We start from the raw sequence: 20,244 nt of genomic DNA on the forward strand, positions 1-20,244 counted from the left end.
CCGTCACCACCGGCAGGATGACCCTCCAGACCGTCCACACCGCCGACGGCGTCACCGAGACCGACGTCCTGCGACTCGCCGGCGCCCTGGAACACGCCTCCGAACACCCCATCGCCCAGGCCGTCGCCACCGGAGCCGCCCAACACACCGGAGCACCCCTCCCCACCCCCGAGGACTTCACCAACATCCCCGGCCTCGGCGTCCAGGGCACCGTCGAAGGCCACACCGTCCTCGTCGGCCGCCCCCGGCTGCTCACCGACGCCGGAATCGACTTCCCCGACGCACTCGCCGCCGCGATGACGGAGGCGGCCGCCCAGGGCCGTACCGCGATCGCGGTCGCCTGGGACGGCGAGGCGCGCGGCGTCCTCGAGGTCGCCGACGCGGTCAAGGACACCAGCGCGGAGGCGATCAGGCGGCTGCGCGCGCTCGGCCTGAAACCGATCCTGCTGACCGGCGACAACCGGGCCGTGGCGGAGGCGGTGGCCCGCGCGGTCGGGATCGACGAGGTCCGCGCCGAGGTGCTGCCCGAGGAGAAGGCGCACGTCATCGAGCGGTTGCAGGCTCAGGGGCGAGCGGTCGCGATGGTCGGCGACGGGGTCAACGACGCGGCGGCGCTGGCCACCGCCGACCTCGGTCTGGCGATGGGAACCGGCACGGACGCCGCGATCGAGGCGAGCGATCTGACCCTCGTTCGTGGAGATCTCAAGGTGGCCGCTGATGCCATCCGGCTCTCCCGGCGCACCCTGGCCACCATCAGGGGCAACCTTTTCTGGGCATTCGGCTATAACGTTGCGGCTCTACCCCTTGCGGCATTTGGCCTGCTCAACCCTATGATTGCGGGAGCGGCGATGGCCTTCTCCTCGGTCTTCGTCGTGACGAACAGCCTGCGCCTGCGGTCCTTCACGTAACTTCCACAAAGAGACCTAGATCACACCGGTTCAGGGGTAACCATTCGGTGGGTTCGTGAGTCTAAGAGTGCGATGCCAAAGGATGTCTTGGGGGACGTCCGACGGAGGGTCTTGGGGGATGCTCCGGGCAAGCGTGGGCCGGGGGACGTGCACCGGGGAGCTTTGAGCGGCCCTCCCGTCGGTACGTGCCCCGGCAGACCGCAGTACGCAGTACGAGGAAAAGCGCAGCACCGAGCAGTACCCGAGGAACCCAGGAGCTTCGGCTCCCACTGAACGCCCGGCCGGATCCCGTGGGGGGAATCCGCTCCGGGATATGGGAAGCGCCTCGCTGTCGGCCCGTGGGGGGATCGACGGCGAGGCGCTTCTCGCTTTTCCAGGGGAGCGCTCCCGGACGGACGGCACGCTCCTCCCGTATCCCGCACGGACGGCCGCTTCCTCCCGTCGCCGTCGGCACAGGCGGCCCGTACCGACGGCGCGAGCAGGTGTGGTGAGGCACGCTCCGGGCAAGCAAATCGCCCCGGACACCGCGCTCTGTGCGAAAGCGCGGCAGTCGGGGCGAAGGCAGCCGGCCCGGAGGGCCGGGGTGGTGCGGGGGTGGTGCGGGGGTCAGCGACCCTCGACCGGGACGAAGTCGCGCAGGACCTCGCCGGTGTAGATCTGGCGCGGGCGGCCGATGCGCGAACCCGGCTCCTTGATCATCTCGTGCCACTGGGCGATCCAGCCCGGAAGGCGGCCGATCGCGAAGAGCACGGTGAACATCTCGCTCGGGAAGCCCATGGCCCGGTAGATCAGACCGGTGTAGAAGTCCACGTTGGGGTAGAGGTTGCGCGAGACGAAGTACTCGTCGTTGAGCGCGTGCTCCTCCAGCTTGAGCGCGATGTCGAGCAGCTCGTCGGACTTGCCGAGCGAGGACAGCACGTCGTGGGCCGCGGCCTTGATGATCTTGGCGCGCGGGTCGAAGGACTTGTACACCCGGTGGCCGAAGCCCATCAGGCGGACGCCGTCCTCCTTGTTCTTCACCTTCTGGATGAAGCTGTCGACGTCGCCGCCGTTGGCCTGGATGCCCTCGAGCATCTCCAGGACCGACTGGTTGGCGCCACCGTGCAGCGGGCCCCACAGGGCCGAGATGCCGGCGGAGATCGAGGCGAACATGTTCGCCTGCGAGGAACCGACCAGACGCACGGTGGAGGTCGAACAGTTCTGCTCGTGGTCCGCGTGCAGGATGAGCAGCTTCTCCAGCGCCGAGACGACGACCGGGTCCGGCACGTACTCCTGGGCGGGGACCGAGAAGGTCATCCGCAGGAAGTTCTCGACGTAGCCGAGGTCGTTGCGCGGGTAGACGAACGGGTGACCGATCGACTTCTTGTACGCGTACGCCGCGATGGTCGGCAGCTTGGCCAGCAGCCGGATCGTCGAGAGGTGACGCTGCTCCTCGTCGAACGGGTTGTGGCTGTCCTGGTAGAACGTGGACAGCGCGCTGACGACCGACGACAGCATGGCCATCGGGTGGGCGTCGCGCGGGAAGCCGTCGAAGAACCGCTTGACGTCCTCGTGCAGCAGCGTGTGCTGGGTGATCTCGTTCTTGAAGGCCGACAGCTCATCGACATTCGGAAGCTCACCGTTGATGAGCGTGTACGCGACCTCAAGGAACGTCGACTGCTCGGCGAGCTGCTCGATGGGGTAGCCGCGGTACCGCAGGATGCCCTGCTCGCCATCGAGATAGGTGATGGCCGATTTATAGGCAGCGGTGTTGCCGTATCCGCTGTCCAGCGTCACCAGACCGGTGTTCGCCCGGAGCTTCCCGATGTCGAAGCCCTTGTCGCCGACGGTGCTGTCGATCACCGGGTAGGTGTACTCGTCATCGCCGTACCGCAGTACTACAGCGTTACTGGTGTGCTCGCTCACGTCATCCCTCACCGACGTAGTGCCTCTTCTTCGAGGTTCCCTGACTGTCTCCACCCTCCCCCATTTGGCTCAGGAGAGTGCACTCGGGGTCGTCCATTGGACCTACTCGCGGCACTGAGTGCCGCGAACTTATTCATCCTGCCCCCTTGACTGCGGTTGCGGAAGACCCGCGTGATGTTTCCCACCGATTTGATCGATCATTTTTTCCGAGGATCCTCCTTCGGTGCCTCCGCGCAGCCGGTGATCCAGCGCCGTACAGCGTCTGCCTGCGGAAACCGTGCGGACCGCCTGACCGATCGCCTGCCGGGAACCGACCAGCACGACGAGCTTCTTGGCCCTCGTCACGGCCGTGTACAGCAGGTTTCGCTGGAGCATCATCCAGGCGCTCTTCGTCACGGGGATGACGACGGCCGGGTACTCGCTGCCCTGGGAGCGATGGATCGTCATGGCGTACGCGTGGGACAGCTCGTCGAGCTCGTCGAAGTCGTAACTGATCTCCTCGTCCTCGTCCGTGAGCACGCTCAGCTTCTGTTCGTCCAGGTCAAGGGCGGTGACGACACCGACGGTCCCGTTGAAGACACCGTTCTCCCCCTTGTCGTAGTTGTTGCGGATCTGGGTGACCTTGTCGCCGACACGGAACACCCGGCCGCCGAACCGCTTCTCCGGCAGATCGGGGCGGCCCGGGGTGATGGCCTGCTGGAGCAGCCCGTTGAGATGACCGGCCCCGGCCGGTCCGCGGTGCATCGGGGCGAGCACCTGCACGTCCCGGCGCGGATTCAGCCCGAACTTGGCCGGGATACGACGGGCCGCGACGTCCACCGCCAGCACACCCGCGTCCTCCGTCTCGTCCTCCACGAAGAGGAAGAAGTCGCTGAGCCCCTGGGTGAGGGGCGGCAGGCCGGAGTTGATCCGGTGGGCGTTGGTGACGACGCCGGACTGCTGGGCCTGACGGAAGATGGTGGTCAGCCGGACCGCCGGAACGGGGCTGCCGTCGGCGAGGAGATCCCGCAGCACCTCCCCCGCGCCGACCGAGGGCAACTGGTCCACATCGCCGACGAGCAGCAGATGGGCACCAGGTGCCACGGCCTTGACCAGCTTGTTGGCGAGCAGCAGATCGAGCATGGACGCCTCGTCGACGACGACCAGATCGGCGTCGAGCGGACGGTCCCGGTCGTACGCCGCGTCGCCGCCCGGCTTCAGTTCAAGCAGCCGGTGCACGGTGGAGGCCTCGGCCCCGGTCAGCTCGGAGAGCCGCTTGGCCGCCCGGCCGGTCGGCGCGGCCAGCACCACTTTCGCCTTCTTCGCACGGGCCAGCTCCACGATCGACCGGACGGTGAACGACTTGCCGCAGCCGGGCCCTCCGGTCAGCACGGCCACCTTCCGGCTGAGCGCGAGCCGCACCGCGGCCTCCTGCTCGGGTGCCAGCGTCGCGCCGGTACGCCCCGCGAGCCACTTCAACGCGGCGTCCCAGTCCACGTCGCCGAAGGCCGGCATCCGCTCCTCCGGCGTCCGCAACAGCCTCCGCACCTGCGAGGCGAGGGAGATCTCGGCCCGGTGGAACGGCACCAGGTAGACGGCCGTGACCGGCTCACCGCCCTCGGGCGAGGGCACCTTCTCCCGTACGACACCCTCCGGCTCCGCGGCGAGCTCGGCCAGGCACTCGATGACGAGCCCGGTGTCGACCTGGAGGAGCTTGACCGCGTCCGCGATGAGCCGCTCCTCGGGCAGGAAGCAGTGCCCCTGATCGCTGGACTGCGACAACGCGTACTGCAGTCCGGCCTTGACCCGTTCCGGGCTGTCGTGCGGAATGCCGACGGCCTGCGCGATCCGGTCAGCGGTGAGGAAGCCGATGCCCCAGACGTCGGCGGCCAGCCGGTAGGGCTGGTTCTTCACGACGGAGATCGAGGCGTCCTCGTACTTCTTGTAGATACGGACGGCGATGGAGGTCGAGACACCGACGCTCTGGAGGAAGATCATGACCTCCTTGATCGCCTTCTGCTCCTCCCACGCGGCGGCGATCATCTTCGTCCGCTTCGGCCCGAGCCCGGGGACCTCGACCAGGCGCTTCGGCTGCTGCTCGATGATGTCGAGGGTGTCCACGCCGAAGTGCGTGGTGATCCGGTCGGCCATGACCGGGCCGATGCCCTTGATCAGCCCGGAGCCGAGGTAGCGGCGGATGCCCTGGATGGTGGCGGGGAGGACCGTCGTGTAGTTCTCGACGGTGAACTGCTTGCCGTACTGCGAGTGGGAACTCCAGCGCCCCTCCATCCGCAGCGACTCGCCGGGCTGCGCCCCGAGCAGCGACCCGACGACGGTGAGCAGGTCGTTGCTCCCCCGCCCCGTGTCGACGCGCGCGACCGTGTACCCGTTCTCCTCGTTGGCGTACGTGATGCGTTCGAGTACGCCTTCCAGGACGGCCATGTTCGGTGTGGACGATGTCGTGGAGGACATGGTGGACATGGCCGTGACGGTACCGGGCGGGGCTGACAGCGCGGGGGCCGCACGCATGAAGAACCACTGGCACCTTGAGTGGTACCAGTGGCTCGCGGCAGGAGGAGGTTCGTCATGTCGATAACGGCCGGCGAAGTCGAGGAGGCCGACAAGAACGCCGGCTCCGGCGCCTGGCTCAGCGACGAGATCGAACCGGCCCAAGTGGAACGGGCGGAGGTCGCCGCGATCCTCGGCCGCCCCGTCAGCCGGCCACCGCGGTGATCGAGCGTCCGTGCTTCGGGGTCTCGATCTCGTCGATCAGTGCGACCGCCAGGTCCGCGTAGGAGAAGGACGGGGCTCCGTCGGCGATCACCTGCTCACCGCCCGTCCGGTAGTGGCCGGTCCTCGGGGACTCGTCGTCCAGCATCACCGGCGGCGGGGCGATGACGAGCCAGTCGATTTCCGTCTCGGCGGCGCGGAGCACGTCGAGTTCGGCGGAGTGCCCGAGCGAGAAGGCCCGTGCCTCCTCGGGGAAGCCGGGGGCATCGTGGACGGCCACGCCGGGCGCGGTCTCCAGTACGGACCCGATCCCGATGAGCACCAGCCGCCCGACCTCCGCACGGGCCAGACCGTCCAGCAGGGCGTGGGCGGCGCTCACGTAGAAGTCCCGGGACGGCACGTCCATCCGGCCGGCCGCGCTGATCGCGGCGTCGTGCCCGGCGGCGGCCTCCGCGACGCTGTCCGCCCGGGTGACGTCTCCGGCGACAACCCTGACGTCGTCGCCGGTCGGACCTGCGTACGCGGCCACGTCCCGCACCACCGCGGTGACCTGATGCCCGCGGGCGACCGCCTCGGCGACCGCACGCCTTCCGGCGCGTCCGCCGGCTCCGAAGACGACGATTCTGCTGCTCATGGGGTTCCCCTCGCCAAGGCCCGCGGACCGCCGGCCGATGCAGCGGACGCTAGCCGCGCACCCCATGGTTTCCGCAACGATAGTTACGTACGCTCGCCAGGGTGAGCCAACCACTTGATCCCGAAATGTTCACCGGCTGCTCCCATGTCACCTCGCCGTTCCGGATCGGCGGCAAATGGACCCCGAAGATCATCAGGTGCCTGGAAGCCGGCCCCCGGCGCTTCTCCGAACTGGAGGTCCCGCTGCACGGCATCACGCCCAAGGTGCTGACGGAGACGCTGCGGTCGATGGAACGGGACGGCCTGGTCACCCGTACCGTCGGTGGCGGTGTCCCGCCCCGGGTCGACTACGAACTGAGCGCCCTCGGGCGTACGTTGCTCGCGCCGATGGCCGCCTGCTGCGCGTGGGCGGCGGAGCATCTGCCGCGGTTGCGGGATGCGCGGGAGGCGTACGAGGGGGACCTGGTCCCGGCGCTCCCGCAGGAGGGAACCGCGACGCGCTGAACAGGAGGCCGCACCGGATTGATGGCCGGCGTTCGCTTCTGGAGCCGGATCCGGTCGACGGCCTGGACCGGATCCGGATGACCCGGCCACTGCGGGGCGGTCCCTGACCCGGCCCGGCCACGTCGGCCGGACTGCGCTCCCGGCCGCGCTTCAGCGCGTCGGCTCGGCCAGGAGCAGGGCGTTGAGGGCGGCGTAGTCGTATCCGCCTTCAAATGTGGCCGTCGCGCCCTTGGGTCAGCAGCTCGCGGGCCGCTCGTCGCACCAGCCCGTAGGCCGCCTCGGCGATGGAGGATCCCGCGCTGATGCGGGCGACTCCCGCGCCGGGGTCGGCCAGGACGCGATCACCGTTTCCCTGCGCCGCGACCCGCCGGACAGGCTCTACAGCCGGGGGCCACCTCCCGGCTGCTGAAGCACGACCTCGGGATACGCGGCCGCGGGGCCGTCGAGGAGCGGCTGCGCCATGCCTCGCAGGTGGAGGTCGAAGAAGGCGGAAACGTAGTCGCGGGTGATGCGCCACCCCCGTTCCCCGGAGAGCGGTACGGAGGGGTCCGACAGCCCCAACTGCCCCGCCAGATAAGGCAGGTCCGTGAAGGAGAAGTGTTCAGCGCCGTCCACGGTCAGCCAGCGCTTCCAGCCGTTCAGGTGGTCCCACGCCCCGGACCAGTCGCTCGTGGGGTCCCCGGGGCTGTGGGTGGATGCGGCGCCGATCATCATGAACGGGCGCCCGCCGAGCCCTGTCGCGGCAGGCTGCACGAAGAAGTCACCGTCCAGGTCGGCCCCCGCCCGCACGCGACGGTCGGCGGCCATGGTCGCCGCCGCAGCCGCGCCCCCGATGGAATGCCCGCCGATTCCGATGCGGCTCGGATCGATCACCCGGGACAGCCCTCCGGCCCCTCCGCCCTGGGTCAGCTCGCTGATGACGAAGGACAGGTCCTCGGCCCGGCCGGCCACCACGGCGGCCTGCTCCTCACGTGTGCCGACCCGTTCACAGGCCACACAGGGCAGCATCCGGCCCCCCGGAAAGACAGTGCCGACGGATTCGTAGGCGTGGTCCACCAAGGCGACGACGTAGCCACGGCTCGCGAGATCCTCCGCCACGGAGGTGAGTGTGGCGCGCGGCATCGAGAAGCCCGGGGAGAGCAGCACCAGGGGAAATCTCCCTGGCGCCGGGCGGACTCCCACGTGCGCGTGGGTAAGCGCCCCGGCAACCGTCGCTTGGGGCACGACGCCGCCAAGGCCTCTCGCCTCCAGCAGGAGCCGGGCCTCCTCGTCGGTCATGTACGCCGCCGACGGTCCGCTCGCCGAACGTGCCGGGTAGGAGACCGTCACCATCAACTCGCGGTTGCCGGAGGCCGGCACCCACGGATCGACGCGGCTCCGGTCGACCATGTGCAGGGTGCGGCGGCCCACGGGGTAGGGGCCAGTGAGGGGCGGCAGTTCCAACCTGCTGCCGCTGTAGGTGGCTTGGGGTGCGCTCCGCGCGGGGCCGGCAGGGACGGCCGACGCGGCACCCGAAAGCGGGACGGACAGGGCGAAGGTGAGCAGAGTGGCCACAGCGACTCTGCGACGTCTGGGGTTCATTCAGTCGAATCTAGGTTTCGGCTCCCTCCAACACATGCAGCTCCAGTACCAGTTGGACGTACCTCCGCCGATGGACCCTGTCAGACCCAGGCATCACACAAATGAGGGCGACTGCCCCTTCGGCGGGCCCCGGCCCCACCCCCGCCCCGTACGCACCCCACCCCCCTGTACGCGTACCCGCCTCGCCCCTGCAGGCGTACCTGTCCCGCCCCGCCCCCGTCCTCGTCAGCGCGCTGCGAGCCGGCCCCGAATCCGGTGGTGGCCCGCTTCCGGGCCCCCGTATCTTCGTCCTCATGACTGACGCGTGCTACGGAGACCCACGGCTTGCCGCGCTCTACGATCCGCTGGACCCGGACCGTGGTGATCTCGACGCCTATCTCCGGATCGCCGAGGAGTTCGGGGCCAGGCGCGTGCTGGACATCGGGTGCGGAACGGGTGTGTTCGCGTTGCTGCTGGCCGAGCGGGGGATCGAGGTCGTCGGAGTCGATCCCGCCCGCGCCTCCGTCGACGTGGCCCGGGCCAAGCCCGGTGGCGGACAGGTGCGGTGGGTGGACGGGGATGCTGCCGCGGCGCTGCCGCTCCAGGCCGATCTCGCGACCATGACGGCGAACGTAGCGCAGGCGATCGCCGATCCGCAGGCATGGCGGGCGACCCTCCGGTCGGCGTACGAAGCCCTGCGGCCCGGTGGCTACCTGGTGTTCGAGACCCGCGTACCGGCCGGGCGCGCCTGGGAGGAGTGGACCCGTGAGGCCTCGTACAAGGTGACGGATGTCCCGGGCACCGGAGCGGTCGAGAGCTGGGTCGAGGTCGTCGAGGTGAACGGGCCGCTGGTGACGTTCCGCGGGACCTGCGCATTCGCGGCGGACGGGCACGTGCTGACATCGGATTCGACGTTGCGGTTCCGCGAGCGCCAGGAGGTCGAGAAGGACCTGACCATGCAGGGGTTCACGGTGGAGGACGTACGCGACGCACCTGACAGGCCGGGCCGGGAGTTCGTCTTCGTCGCGCGGCGCCCGTTGCCGGGGGATGCGGCCCCTGACCTGGGTTCAGAGCGGACCCGGCACCATGGCCGCGCTCTGAACCCATGAAGCAGCACATCCCTGGCGACACCTGAAACTCCCGCGCAAAGGCCCCGGGCAGGATTTCGCGGGAGGTGCGCATACCTGGCTCGGGTGGAGAGACCCCCCTCGATGGCGTCAGGCCGGCTGCAGGGCGGGCGTTGCCACAGCGGCCGCGACCTTGCGGGTCTCGCGCATGACCAGCAGGCCGGTGACCGCCATCAGTGTCGCGGTCAGGCAGTGGACGCCGAGCGCGGTGGCCACGGAGCCGTGGTGGGCCAGCACGTTGGTCATGTCGCCGTACGCGGCGAATGCCTCCACCAGTAGCACCCAGCCCAGCGCCCGGCGGTGACCCGTCACGAGCAGGATGCCCAGGACCAGGGCCAGGACGACGTCGCGGATTCCCTTGATGATCAGGAAGCCGTCGCCGTCGCCGGACGGCCAGCTCGGCAGGCCGTAGCCGGGAGCCGTCGTCTCCGGGCTCAGGATGTACTCCGTCCCGAACCAGAGGATGAAGAGGATGAAGGCGGCAACCAGGGCGGTGTTGATCTTCTTCAGCGGCATTGCTCTTCTCCTTGCGAGTCTTCGTCAGCTTGCGAGCTTCGTGGAGCCTGCCGAGTCGCGCGGGGCTTGATCGGGCCGGGCGGAGGCAGGTCTTCTCCGTCCGCCCTCCTCCGGCTGCCCATCTCGGGCTTCAACCGCCGTGTCATACGTCGATCTGCTCAAAGATGTGCGGGTACGACACGATGCCGTCGGGGAACTCGGCCGCCATGCGCTGGAACTCCGTGCTGCCGAAGGCCGTGGCGAGCGCCTCGGTCGACTCCCAGACCGCGATGTTCATCAGCAGCCGGCTGCCCGCCGTCCCCCTGTGCATCCGCAGGGAGACGAATCCCGGCTGAGCTCTCATGAAATCGGACTGCCTCCGGAAGAGGGCCAGGAACGCCTCAGCCCTCTCCTTCGGGACGAAGAAGGTGTTGGCCAGGACGATGGGCCCGGTCTTCTCCTTGAACTGCGCGAACATCTGCGTGTGCGGGTCGAGACTCTGCAGTTCGGCCATTTTCGGCACTTCCTCTCGCTGTCGGGTCAGTGGGTGTCGCCGGGGCCTCGATCCGGGGATTCCGGCGGAGTTCGAGGCTGTTGGTTCCCGGTCCCGGATGTGGATGGAGGCGGCAGTGCCGCACTTCGGACCCGCGTCCGGGCGGTTGCGGCCGACGACGGGCGGGTGAGCCGGCGGGATCACGTGAGGGCGGCGACCAGAAGGGCGAAGGCGGCGACGATGACGGCGACGCGGACGTAGTGGAAGCGGTCCCAGCGGTTCATCTGCTCCTTCCAGTCGGCGGGCCGGTTTCCGGGGGTCCACGTCCTGCTCCGGTTGTTGATCGGGACGAGCAGCAGAAGCGACATGATCACGCTGAGGATCAGCAGCGCGCCGGCGGTGACGACGAGACCGGTGCCGTGGTGGTGCCATCCCGCGACGGCCCGGACCGCGACAAGGGCGAGCGAAGTGAGATACCAGACCGGCATCACGGCACCGAGCATCCGGCCCCCGTGAGCGCGGCCGAGTTGGCCGCTGTCCTCCGGGAGGGCATTGAGGATCGGGTTGATGACGAAGGCGACGGAGAACTCCACCCCCACCATCACGCCGACGACCACGGTGGCGACGACCTCGACTGCATTGAGCATGGTGACCCGCTTCGCATCTAGTGCCGCTAGCTGACGAGGCAACGCTAGTACTGCTGCCGCTCCGTTGTCTAGCGATGCTAGGATCGAATCATGTCGGTACAGGAACGCAAGCAGCGCGAACGGGCGGAGCGAGAGCGCCTCATCGTGGCGACAGCCCGCGAACTCGCAGAGCAGAAGGGCTGGGACGCGGTCACCACCCGCCTGCTCGCCGAGCGCATCGAATACAGCCAGCCCGTCCTCTACAGCCATTTCCGCGGCAAGCGCGAGATCATCGGCGCCGTCGCCCTGGAGGGGGCCGTCGAGATGGCGGTGGCGGTGCGGGCCGCGGCAGCCGCCGCGGACGGCCCGCGCGGCCGGGTCGCCGCGCTCGCCCGTGCCTACCTCGAATTCGCCGCACGCAACCCGGCGGTCTACGACGCCCTGTTCCAGCTCGACGGCGGCCTGGCCTTCGCGGACGAGGAAACCCCGCAACCCCTCAAGGACGCGTTCGCCGCGCTGCTGGAGAGCCTGGGCGAGGTCGCCGGGGACGGCGTCGACCCCGGGCTGTTCACCGAGGTGTTCTGGGCGTCCCTGCACGGCCTTGCGACCCTGACCCGGGCGGGACGGCTGCTGCCGGAGGACGCCGCACAGCGGGTGAGGCTGCTCGTGGACCGGCTCGCCAAGGTCTGACGGACCGTCCCGACGGGCCCGCGGCCGGGACCCTCGGTCCCCGCCGCTGCCGGTCGGCGGCGGCGCTCCGGGTCCCTCGCGTCCACACGCAAGAGCACAGCGCGCCACCCGGTGCGTGAAGCCGCGCCAGGCTTTGCGTGAAGCCGAGCCAGTCTGTTCGTGAAGCCGAGCCAGGCTGTGCGGACAGCGAAACGGGGCCCGGTCTCTCGACCGGACCCCACTCGCTTTCCCCCTCGGTCGGGGCTTCCCGATCCCCCCGGATCCCTCCCCGGAAGCGTCCGACGGCAGATAAGACCCGGCAAGGTGCTCAAGGGTTGTACGCCTTGGCAATCTTTTTGCCCCGGAGGCCGGGGCGGCCGGGTCACGGACTCAGCAGGCGTGCTCCACGTACCGGGCGGCGACCTCCGCCAGGACCTCGGCGCCGTCGCGGGCCCAGAGGTCCTCGTTGAAGATCTCCACCTCGATGGGGCCGTCGAAGCCGGTGGCCTCCACCGCCGTACGGAAGGCCCGGAAGTCCACGCTGCCGTCGCCGAGTTGGCCCCGGCCCAGCAGGACGCCCGCCGGGAGCGGGGTGATCCAGTCGGCCAGCTGGAACGAGTGGATGCGGCCGCCCGCACCCGCGCGGGCGATCTGGGCGGGGGCCCGGTCGTCCCACCAGAGGTGGTAGGTGTCGACGACCACGCCCACCTGGTCGGCCGGGAAGCGTTCCGCGATGTCCAGTGCCTGGGACAGCGTGGAGACGACGCAGCGGTCCGAGGCGAACATCGGGTGCAGCGGCTCGATGGCCAGGCGTACGCCCCGTTCGGCCGCGTAGGGGGCCAGTTCGGCCAGCGCGTCGGCGACGCGTTCGCGGGCGCCGTACAGATCCTTGCTGCCCTCCGGGAGGCCGCCCGAGACCAGCACCAGCGTGTTTGTGGACAGGCCCGCCGCCTCGTCGAGCGCCGCGCGGTTGTCGTCCAGGGCGCGGGCCCGCTCGGCCGGGTCGAGGGCGGTGAAGAAGCCGCCCCGGCAGAGGCTGGTGACGGACAGTCCGGAGTCCGCGAGGAGCTGGGCCGTGCGCTCGACGCCGTACTCCTGGACGGGGGCCCGCCACAGGCCGACCTTGCCGATGCCCGCCTTCGCGCAGCCCTCCGCGAGCTCGGGCAGCGACCACTGCTTGATGGTCTCCTGGTTGATGGAGAGCCGGGAGATGTCGGTACGGGTGTCGGTCATCGGGAGCCTCCTTGCACGGTGAGCAGGGCGCGCATCCGCGACTCGGCCAGTTCCGGGTCGGGGAACAGCCCCAGGCGGTCCGCCAGTTCGTACGCCTTGGCCAGATGCGGCAGTGAGCGGGCCGACTGGAGGCCGCCCACCATCGTGAAGTGGTCCTGGTGGCCGGCCAGCCAGGCGAGGAAGACCACGCCCGTCTTGTAGTAGCGGGTCGGCGTCCGGAAGAGGTGCCGGGACAACTCGACCGTCGGGTCGAGGAGTTCGCGGAATCCCTTGGTGTCGCCCGTGTCCAGGACCCGTACCGCGTGCGCGGCCAGCGGGCCGAGCGGGTCGAAGATTCCGAGCAGGGCGTGACTGAATCCGCGGTCGTCGCCGGCGATCAGTTCGGGGTAGTTGAAGTCGTCCCCGGTGTAGCAGCGCACCCCGCTCGGGAGGCGGCGGCGGACGTCGATCTCACGCTCCGCGTCGAGGAGGGAGATCTTGATGCCGTCGACCTTGTCCGGGTGTTCGGCGATGACCTGGAGGAAGGTGTCGGTGGCCTTGTCGAGGTCGGCCGAACCCCAGTAGCCGTCCAGGGCGGGGTCGAACATCGGGCCCAGCCAGTGCAGGACGACCGGTTCGGTGGCCTGGCGGAGGAGATGCGCGTACGTCTCCAGGTAGTCCTGCGGGCTCTTCGCCGCGGCGGCGAGTGCGCGCGAGGCCATCAGGACGGCCCGGGCGCCGCTCTCCTCGACGATGGCCAGCTGCTCCTCGTACGCGGACCGCACCTCGGCGAGCGTGGCCGGGCCTGCGGGGAGCTGGTCGGTGCCGACGCCGCAGGCGATGGCACCGCCGACGGACTTGGCCTCGGCGGCCGAGCGGCGGATCAGCTCGGCCGCGCCCGTCCAGTCCAGGCCCATGCCGCGCTGGGCGGTGTCCATGGCCTCGGCGACGCCCAGGCCGTGCGACCAGAGGTGGCGGCGGAAGGCGAGGGTGGCGTCCCAGTCGACGGCGGCCGGTGAGTCGGGGCTGATGTCGGCGTACGGGTCGGCGACGACATGGGCGGCGGAGAAGACCGTACGGGAGGCCAGGGGCGCGCCGCCCGGGGCGAGGTCGAGCGGGGTGGCACGGGGCTCGTAGGGGCCCTGCGGGAGGTGGATCGTCATCGTGTCCACTCCGGTGCGACGGGGGCGGGTACGTGGGCGGCGGCGCGGGGCTGCGTCACAGGTTCAGCTCCGGGACGTCGTAACGGCGGCCTTCGGCGGAGGACTTGAGGCCGAGCTCGGCGAGCTGGACGCCGCGGGCGCCGGCCATCAGGTCCCAGGTGTAGGGCTCGTCGAGCACGATGTGGCGGAGGAACAGCTCCCACTGGGCCTTGAAGCCGTTGTCGAAGACCGCGTTGTCGGGGACTTCCTGCCACTGGTCGCGGAAGGACTCGGTGACCGGGAGGTCGGGGTTCCAGACCGGCTTGGGGGTGGCCGAGCGGTGCTGGACGCGGCAGTTGCGCAGGCCCGCGACGGCGGAGCCGTGGGTGCCGTCGACCTGGAACTCGACGAGTTCGTCGCGGTTGACGCGGACCGTCCAGGAGGAGTTGATCTGGGCGACCGCGCCGCTCTCCAGCTGGAAGATGCCGTACGCGGCGTCGTCCGCGGTCGCGGCGTAAGGCTTGCCGTGCTCGTCCCTGCGCTCGGGGATGTGCGTCTGGACGTGCGCCTGGACGGTGGTGACCCGGCCGAACAGCTCGTGGAGCACGTACTCCCAGTGCGGGAACATGTCGACGACGATGCCGCCGCCGTCCTCGGAACGGTAGTTCCAGGAGGGGCGCTGGGCCTCCTGCCAGTCCCCCTCGAAGACCCAGTAGCCGAACTCGCCGCGCACGGAGAGGATCTCGCCGAAGAAGCCGCCGTCGATGAGGCGCTTCAGCTTCAGGAGGCCCGGCAGGAAGATCTTGTCCTGGACGACGCCGTGCTTGATGCCGGCGTCCCGGGCGAGGCGGGCGAGGTCGAGGGCGCCCTCGACGTCGGTGGCGGTGGGCTTCTCGGTGTAGATGTGCTTGCCCGCCGCGACGGCCTTCTTGATCGCCTCGACGCGGGCCGAGGTGACCTGGGCGTCGAAGTAGATGTCGATGGTGTCGTCGGCGAGGACCGCGTCGAGGTCGGTCGACCACTCGGTCAGACCGTGGCGCTCGGCGAGCTCCTCCAGCGCGTGGGCGCGGCGGCCGACGAGGACCGGTTCGGGCCACAGCACGTCGCCGTTGCCGAGATCGAGGCCGCCCTGCTCGCGGATCGCGAGGACCGAGCGCACCAGGTGCTGCCGGTATCCCATGCGACCCGTGACGCCGTTCATGGCGATGCGCACTGTCCTGCGTGTCACGAAAGTTCCTCCATACAGCCGTAGCAAGCGCTTTCTATGCGGTATGACGCTAGCCTGCCGACAGCGGCCTGGACAAGAGGGGGCGCGCTGATTGGTTTGGTCCACTCGCCGGTCCACTCCCCCTCATCACTTCTCGGAGGATGCGATGACAGTCACCCTGGCGGACGTGGCGGCTCGCGCCCGGGTGTCCCCGGCCACCGTCTCCCGCGTACTGAACGGCAACTACCCGGTGGCGGCGTCCACCCGGGAGCGGGTCCTGCGTGCGGTGGACGACCTGGACTACGTGCTCAACGGGCCCGCGAGTTCGCTCGCGGCGGCCACGTCCGACCTGATCGGGATCCTGGTCAACGACATCGCCGACCCGTTCTTCGGGATCATGGCGGGCGCGGCCCAGACGGAGATCGGCGGTCCGGGCGACGGATCGGGCCGGGCGGGCGGCGAGAAGCTCGCGATCGTCTGCAACACCGGCGGCACCCCGGAACGCGAGCTCACCTACCTCACCCTGCTCCAGCGCCAGCGCGCCGCCGCGGTCGTCCTCACCGGCGGCGCGGTCGAGGACCCGGCCCACCAGGCCGCGATGTCCGCGAAGCTGGCGAAACTCGCGGACGCGGGCACCCGGGTGGTGCTGTGCGGGCGGCCCCCGCTGCCGGACAACGCCTCCGTGGTGGCCGCACTCGCCTTCGACAACCGGGGCGGCGGCCGGCGCCTCACCGAGCACCTCCTCTCGCTGGGCCACCGCGGCATCGGCTATGTCGCGGGCCCGGTCGAACGCACCACGACCCGCCACCGGCTGGAGGGCCACCGCGACGCGATGAAGGCCGTGGGGCTCGTGGGCGACGAGGAACGGCTCACCGTGCACGGCTCCTACGACCGCCGGTCCGGCTACGAAGCCACGGTCGAACTCCTGCGCCGCGAACCGGAGATCACGGCCGTCGTCGCGGCGAACGACACGGTCGCCCTGGGCGCCGCCGCGGCGATCCGCGACCGCGGACTGCGCATCCCCGAGGACATCTCGGTGGCCGGCTTCGACGACCTGCCGTTCTCGGTGGACGTGGTCCCGGCCCTGACGACCGTACGGCTGCCGCTCGTCGAGGCGGGGGCCCGGGCGGGCCGGCTGGCGACCGGCAAGGAAGCCCCGCCGCCCGGCGGCATCGCGACGATCGCCGCTGAGCTGATGGTGCGGGGGTCGACGGCCGCGCCCCGGGGATGAGTCGGGCGGCGGGGAGGGGGTACGCGCCCAACGCGCCCCGGTCCGTACCGTCCATGGGCAACAGACCGACGGAAGGAACACACACGTGAAGCTCGCTTTCTCCACCCTCGGGGTTCCGGGACTGCCGATGGCCGAGGTCGTCCGGCTGGCCGCCGACAACGGCTACCAGGGGGTGGAGCTGCGCGCCCACCCCGAGGAGCCGGTGCATCCCGGGCTCTCGAAGACCGAACGTGCCGATGTGGTGCAGGAGTTCAAGCGGGGCGGGGTCGAGATCCTGACCGTGGCCGGCTATGTACGGGCCGCCGCGGAGGGCGACGACCAGCCGGTGCTGGACGAGCTCGCCGGGCTGATCGAGCTGGCCCATGACCTGGGCGCGCACAACGTCCGGGTGTTCCCGGGCGGCGGCGACCAGGACCCCGCGACGGCCGACGCGGCCGCCGCCCGCCGGCTGGGCGCCGCCGCCCCGTACGCCGCCGACATGGGCGTACGCGTCCTGCTGGAGACCCACGACTCGCACCGCGCGGGGGCCGATGTGGCCAGGGTGGCCGGCACGGTGGGGCACGGGAGCATCGGTGCACTGTGGGACATCATGCACACCTGGCTCGCGGGTGAGGAGCCGGTGGCGAGCCATGCGGTGCTGGCCCCGCACCTGGGATACGTACAGGTGAAGGACATCGCCTCCACCGAGGACACCACGCCGGTGGCCCTGGGTGCGGGAGTGCTGCCGCTGCGGGCGTGCCTGGACACGCTGGACCCGGACGGCTGGGTCTGCTGGGAGTACGAGAAGCGCTGGTATCCGGGGGCGGCGGAGCTGCCGGGGATGCTCACTGCGGGGCGCGAGCACCTGTTGCGGCTGGGGGCGCCGAAGGGCTGAAGCGGGTACGGGGAGAGTCCGCGTCCACGAGCAGCAGGCCGGACCGCAGGCCCTCAGCGGCCTCAGCGACCTCAGCGACCTCAGCGAGCGAACTTTTCGATGGCGGAAGGGGTGACTGGGGTGAAGAAGTTGACGAGGTTGCCGTCAGGGTCGCGGAACAAGAGCGCGCGGTTGCCCCAGGGCATGGTGGTGGGCTCGTTGACGAAGTCCTTCACGAAGCCGGTCAGGTTCTTGTGCACGCTGTCCACGTCGTCGACCAGGAATTCGAGGATGACGCTGTGGTTGTCGGCCGGGCGGGCGGAGCCGGGCGCGAACAGGGGGACGGTACGGGTGCTGCCGATCGCGAGGGTGGCGGAGGTGGTCCTGAGCTCGGCGAAGTCCTCGTTGGACCAGTCGGCAGGTACTCCGGTGGCGCGCTCGTAGAAGTCGACGAGGCGGGCGACGTCGCCCGTGATGATGCGGACAGAGACAAAGTCCATGGGTTCTCTCCCTGGTCGGTCGGTGTTTCCGATCGCACGCTACGGCGAATACCGGGCGGAATCCGCCCGGTATGTGCGGGAGACTTCGGGGCATGCCTCGACCCATTGCTCGTGTGCTCGCCCTGCTGGAACTCCTGCAGTCGGGCGGCATCCGGACCGTGACCGAGCTCGCCGATCGGCTCGACGTCGACGAGCGCACCGTACGGCGCTATGCCGGCCATCTCGTCGACCTCGACGTGCCCGTCGAGTCGGTACGCGGCCGCTACGGCGGCTACCGGCTCGCCCCCGGTTACCGCATGCCTCCGCTCATGCTGAGCGACGACGAAGCGCTCGCCGTGCTGCTCGGTCTGGTGGCGGGTCGGCGGGCAGGCCTGACCACGGCGACGGGGACGGCGAGTGAGACGGCGGCGGCAAAGATCCGGCGAGTGCTGCCCGAGCGGCTGAGCCGCAGACTCGACGCCGTGCTCGGGTCCCTTGCCTTCACTGCTCCGCCCGGCGAGGTGGTCGCCCCGGAATCCACGGTCCTGCTCTCGGTCGCCGACGCGGTGAACCATCACCGGCCGATCTCGATCGGGTACACCAACTCCGACGGCCGGCGCAGCGAACGCACACTGCACCCGCACGGGGTCGTCGCCCACTCGGGCAGGTGGTACGTAACGGCTGCGGATCTCACGACGGGTGAGGACCGGACGTTCCGGCTGGATCGCATCACCGGTGTGAGGACCCTGCCCGGCTCGTTCGAACCACCTGTTGGACCCGACCCGGCGCAGCGCGTTCTGACCGGGCTCGCCACGGCTCCGTACCGGCATGAGGTGACCCTGCGGGTCCAGGGGACGGCCGGGCAGATCCACACCCGCCTTCCCGCCGGCGTCGCGATCGTGGAGGAACTGCCGTCCCGGAGCGGCGCAGATCCGAAGACCGAGCGCTGGTCACGTGTCGAGTTGCGTGTGGACCGGCTCGACTGGCTGCCTGCCGTGCTCGCCTCGCTGGACCGGCCGTTCGTCATCGAACGTCCGGATGAGCTCCGCGGCCTCGTCGAGGCTCTCGCCGAACGGCTCGCGCACTCCGCCCGGAGAGGCCCCCCTCACGTATGACGGATCGGTGAGCCCCGTGCCGGTCAGCCCTGAGCCCCTCGGAGACGTGGGCTGTTCGGTGCCGTCGAGGCTGCGCTGCCGGACGGATCCACGGTCCGGCTTCGATGGCAGACGGTCCGGGTTCGCCGTCACAGAACATCTCCAGCCACCCGTGCGGTGCACACAGTCAGAACTCGGGCCAGCGCATCACGATTACGTGACCAGGGAAGAAGCGCCCGGACGACACACGCTGCGACTCATCGGAGGATCCTCGGAACGGGGGCGGTCGCAGCACCCCACCCCATTGCCCCGGACAGCCGGCGCCGACGGCCTACGGCATGTTTCCGACGCATTCCGGCTGCCCACCCGCGGGGGCCGGATCGTGCGTCCCCGGCGCAGCGACCCGGGCCCGCCGCGCCCCCGCGAGCGAGGTCAGGGCCACCCCGCCGACCAGCAGCGCGGCCGCGCACCACCGCAGCGGGCTCACCGACTCGTCGAGCAGCAGCGCGGCCGACGACATCCCGAAGACCGGCACGAGCAGGGTGAACGGGGCCACGGACGAGGCCTGGTAGCGGCTCAGCAGGAAGCCCCACGCCCCGAAGCCGAAGATCGTGACGACCCAGGCGACATAGACGATGATTCCGGCGCCGCTCCAGTCGAGCGCGGCGAGCGCGTCCCGGTCGCGGTCCCAGCCCTCGAAGAGCAGGGAGAGCCCGAGCAGCGGCAGGACGGGCACGGTCGAGACCCAGACCATGAAGTTGAGCGAGTCGGGCGGAGCGGCCTTGCGGGTCAGGACGTTCGACACACCCCAGCAGGCGGCCGCCGCGATCACCAGGACGAACGCGAGCACGGGCCCGCTCGCCCCCTCGTCGACGGCCGCCACACCGATACCGGCGAGGGCCACCGCCATCCCCAACACCCGTACTTTTCCCGGACGTTCACCCAGCACGAGCGCCGCGAAGATCGCGGTGAAGACCGCCTGCACCTGAAGGACCAGGGAGGAGAGTCCGGCGCCCGCCCCCCGGTCCATGCCGATGAACAGCAAGCCGAACTTGGCCACGCCCAGCGCCAGCCCCACCCCCACGATCCACTTCCAGGCGACCTTCGGCCGGCCGACGAAGAAGACCGCGGGCAGCGCCGCGACCAGGAAGCGCAGGGCGGAGAAGAGCAGCGGCGGGAAGTGGTCGAGCCCGAGCTCGATGACGACGAAGTTGACACCCCAGAGGGCGGCCACCAGGACGGCCAGGGCGATGTGGAGGGGACGCATGCACCGAGGATCGCGTGCGCGGACCATGTAGCACCAGCGCGGATTTCTTCATGGTGGAATTGAGCGTTGCTAATGAATGGCGCATGGACCGACGGATCAACGGCTCATGCGCCAATGGAACCCCGGAGGC

20 protein-coding genes are annotated in these 20,244 nt (G+C 70.1%); 8 read left to right on the forward strand and 12 right to left on the reverse strand.

Features of this window, described 5'->3' with window-relative positions:
* A partial coding sequence (locus ABT025_RS04680) for a heavy metal translocating P-type ATPase (protein ID WP_350989837.1) occupies positions 1-908 on the forward strand: 908 nt, incomplete at its 5' end.
* A gap of 606 nt (positions 909-1,514) precedes the next feature.
* Here the strand turns inward: ABT025_RS04680 and ABT025_RS04685 are convergent.
* Together ABT025_RS04685 and recD2 are read right to left on the reverse strand one after the other, a co-directional pair.
* Positions 1,515-2,813 carry a citrate synthase gene (locus tag ABT025_RS04685; protein WP_350989839.1) on the reverse strand — a complete coding sequence of 433 codons (1,299 nt, stop codon included), beginning with the start codon at positions 2,811-2,813 and terminating at the stop codon, positions 1,515-1,517.
* A gap of 129 nt (positions 2,814-2,942) precedes the next feature.
* Positions 2,943-5,264: an SF1B family DNA helicase RecD2 gene (recD2, locus tag ABT025_RS04690; RefSeq protein ID WP_350990190.1), complete on the reverse strand. Its 2,322-nt coding sequence runs from the start codon at positions 5,262-5,264 to the stop codon at positions 2,943-2,945.
* Positions 5,265-5,378: 114 nt separating this feature from the next.
* On the opposite strand from recD2, the gene ABT025_RS04695 reads away from it, so the two are divergent.
* Entirely contained in the window at positions 5,379-5,525 is a 147-nt protein-coding gene (locus ABT025_RS04695; RefSeq protein ID WP_350989841.1) for a hypothetical protein, read from the forward strand.
* On the opposite strand, the gene ABT025_RS04700 is transcribed toward ABT025_RS04695, so the two are convergent.
* Positions 5,506-6,156, reverse strand: a complete 651-nt coding sequence (locus ABT025_RS04700; protein ID WP_350989843.1) for an NAD(P)-dependent oxidoreductase — start codon at positions 6,154-6,156, stop codon at positions 5,506-5,508. The genes ABT025_RS04695 and ABT025_RS04700 overlap by 20 nt on opposite strands.
* 125 nt (positions 6,157-6,281) lie before the next feature.
* On the opposite strand from ABT025_RS04700, the gene ABT025_RS04705 reads away from it, so the two are divergent.
* On the forward strand, positions 6,282-6,659 hold the full coding sequence (locus ABT025_RS04705) for a winged helix-turn-helix transcriptional regulator (protein ID WP_502971888.1): 378 nt from the start codon (positions 6,282-6,284) through the stop codon (positions 6,657-6,659).
* Between the two features lie 378 nt (positions 6,660-7,037).
* On the opposite strand, the gene ABT025_RS04710 is transcribed toward ABT025_RS04705, so the two are convergent.
* Positions 7,038-8,240, reverse strand: coding sequence for an alpha/beta hydrolase family protein (locus tag ABT025_RS04710; RefSeq protein WP_350989847.1), 1,203 nt, complete (start codon positions 8,238-8,240; stop codon positions 7,038-7,040).
* Positions 8,241-8,533: 293 nt separating this feature from the next.
* Here ABT025_RS04710 and ABT025_RS04715 point away from each other — a divergent pair, with 293 nt between their 5' ends.
* Positions 8,534-9,328 carry a class I SAM-dependent methyltransferase gene (locus ABT025_RS04715; protein ID WP_350989849.1) on the forward strand — a complete coding sequence of 265 codons (795 nt, stop codon included), beginning with the start codon at positions 8,534-8,536 and terminating at the stop codon, positions 9,326-9,328.
* A 108-nt stretch (positions 9,329-9,436) separates the two neighbouring features.
* On the opposite strand, the gene ABT025_RS04720 is transcribed toward ABT025_RS04715, so the two are convergent.
* From ABT025_RS04720 to ABT025_RS04730, 3 genes are all read right to left on the reverse strand, one after another.
* A complete protein-coding gene (locus tag ABT025_RS04720) occupies positions 9,437-9,862 on the reverse strand; it encodes a DUF4267 domain-containing protein (RefSeq protein WP_350989851.1) in 426 nt (141 codons plus the stop codon).
* A gap of 142 nt (positions 9,863-10,004) precedes the next feature.
* On the reverse strand, positions 10,005-10,355 hold the full coding sequence (locus tag ABT025_RS04725; protein ID WP_350989853.1) for an antibiotic biosynthesis monooxygenase family protein: 351 nt from the start codon (positions 10,353-10,355) through the stop codon (positions 10,005-10,007).
* 179 nt (positions 10,356-10,534) lie between these two features.
* Positions 10,535-10,981, reverse strand: coding sequence for an anthrone oxygenase family protein (locus ABT025_RS04730; RefSeq protein ID WP_350989855.1), 447 nt, complete (start codon positions 10,979-10,981; stop codon positions 10,535-10,537).
* A 90-nt stretch (positions 10,982-11,071) separates the two neighbouring features.
* Between ABT025_RS04730 and ABT025_RS04735 the strand changes: the two genes are divergently transcribed.
* A complete protein-coding gene (locus ABT025_RS04735) occupies positions 11,072-11,650 on the forward strand; it encodes a TetR/AcrR family transcriptional regulator (protein WP_350989857.1) in 579 nt (192 codons plus the stop codon).
* 369 nt (positions 11,651-12,019) lie between these two features.
* Here the strand turns inward: ABT025_RS04735 and ABT025_RS04740 are convergent, their stop codons facing one another.
* Genes ABT025_RS04740 through ABT025_RS04750 form a run of 3 tightly spaced genes read right to left on the reverse strand, consistent with a single transcriptional unit; the run spans position 12,020 to position 15,211 of the window.
* Complete coding sequence (locus ABT025_RS04740; RefSeq protein WP_350989859.1) at positions 12,020-12,862, reverse strand: sugar phosphate isomerase/epimerase family protein; 843 nt, start codon at positions 12,860-12,862, stop codon at positions 12,020-12,022.
* Positions 12,859-14,004, reverse strand: coding sequence for a dihydrodipicolinate synthase family protein (locus ABT025_RS04745; protein WP_350989861.1), 1,146 nt, complete (start codon positions 14,002-14,004; stop codon positions 12,859-12,861). Before ABT025_RS04745 ends, ABT025_RS04740 begins: the two co-directional genes overlap by 4 nt.
* Positions 14,005-14,059: 55 nt before the next feature.
* Complete coding sequence (locus ABT025_RS04750) at positions 14,060-15,211, reverse strand: Gfo/Idh/MocA family protein (RefSeq protein WP_350989863.1); 1,152 nt, start codon at positions 15,209-15,211, stop codon at positions 14,060-14,062.
* Between the two features lie 145 nt (positions 15,212-15,356).
* Between ABT025_RS04750 and ABT025_RS04755 the strand changes: the two genes are divergently transcribed.
* Positions 15,357-16,421: a LacI family DNA-binding transcriptional regulator gene (locus ABT025_RS04755; RefSeq protein WP_350989865.1), complete on the forward strand. Its 1,065-nt coding sequence runs from the start codon at positions 15,357-15,359 to the stop codon at positions 16,419-16,421.
* Between the two features lie 85 nt (positions 16,422-16,506).
* Complete coding sequence (locus ABT025_RS04760) at positions 16,507-17,295, forward strand: sugar phosphate isomerase/epimerase family protein (RefSeq protein WP_350989867.1); 789 nt, start codon at positions 16,507-16,509, stop codon at positions 17,293-17,295.
* A gap of 80 nt (positions 17,296-17,375) precedes the next feature.
* Here ABT025_RS04760 and ABT025_RS04765 read toward each other — a convergent pair whose 3' ends face one another.
* Entirely contained in the window at positions 17,376-17,774 is a 399-nt protein-coding gene (locus ABT025_RS04765) for a VOC family protein (protein ID WP_306070128.1), read from the reverse strand.
* A gap of 92 nt (positions 17,775-17,866) precedes the next feature.
* Here ABT025_RS04765 and ABT025_RS04770 point away from each other — a divergent pair, with 92 nt between their 5' ends.
* Positions 17,867-18,868 carry a helix-turn-helix transcriptional regulator gene (locus ABT025_RS04770; RefSeq protein WP_350989874.1) on the forward strand — a complete coding sequence of 334 codons (1,002 nt, stop codon included), beginning with the start codon at positions 17,867-17,869 and terminating at the stop codon, positions 18,866-18,868.
* Positions 18,869-19,178: 310 nt separating this feature from the next.
* Here the strand turns inward: ABT025_RS04770 and ABT025_RS04775 are convergent, their stop codons facing one another.
* On the reverse strand, positions 19,179-20,114 hold the full coding sequence (locus ABT025_RS04775) for an EamA family transporter (protein WP_350989876.1): 936 nt from the start codon (positions 20,112-20,114) through the stop codon (positions 19,179-19,181).
* Positions 20,115-20,244: the final 130 nt, after the last annotated feature.

The sequence above is a fragment of the Streptomyces sp. NPDC002809 genome, from assembly GCF_040295435.1.
In the GTDB taxonomy this organism is placed as follows: Bacteria; Actinomycetota; Actinomycetes; order Streptomycetales; family Streptomycetaceae; genus Streptomyces.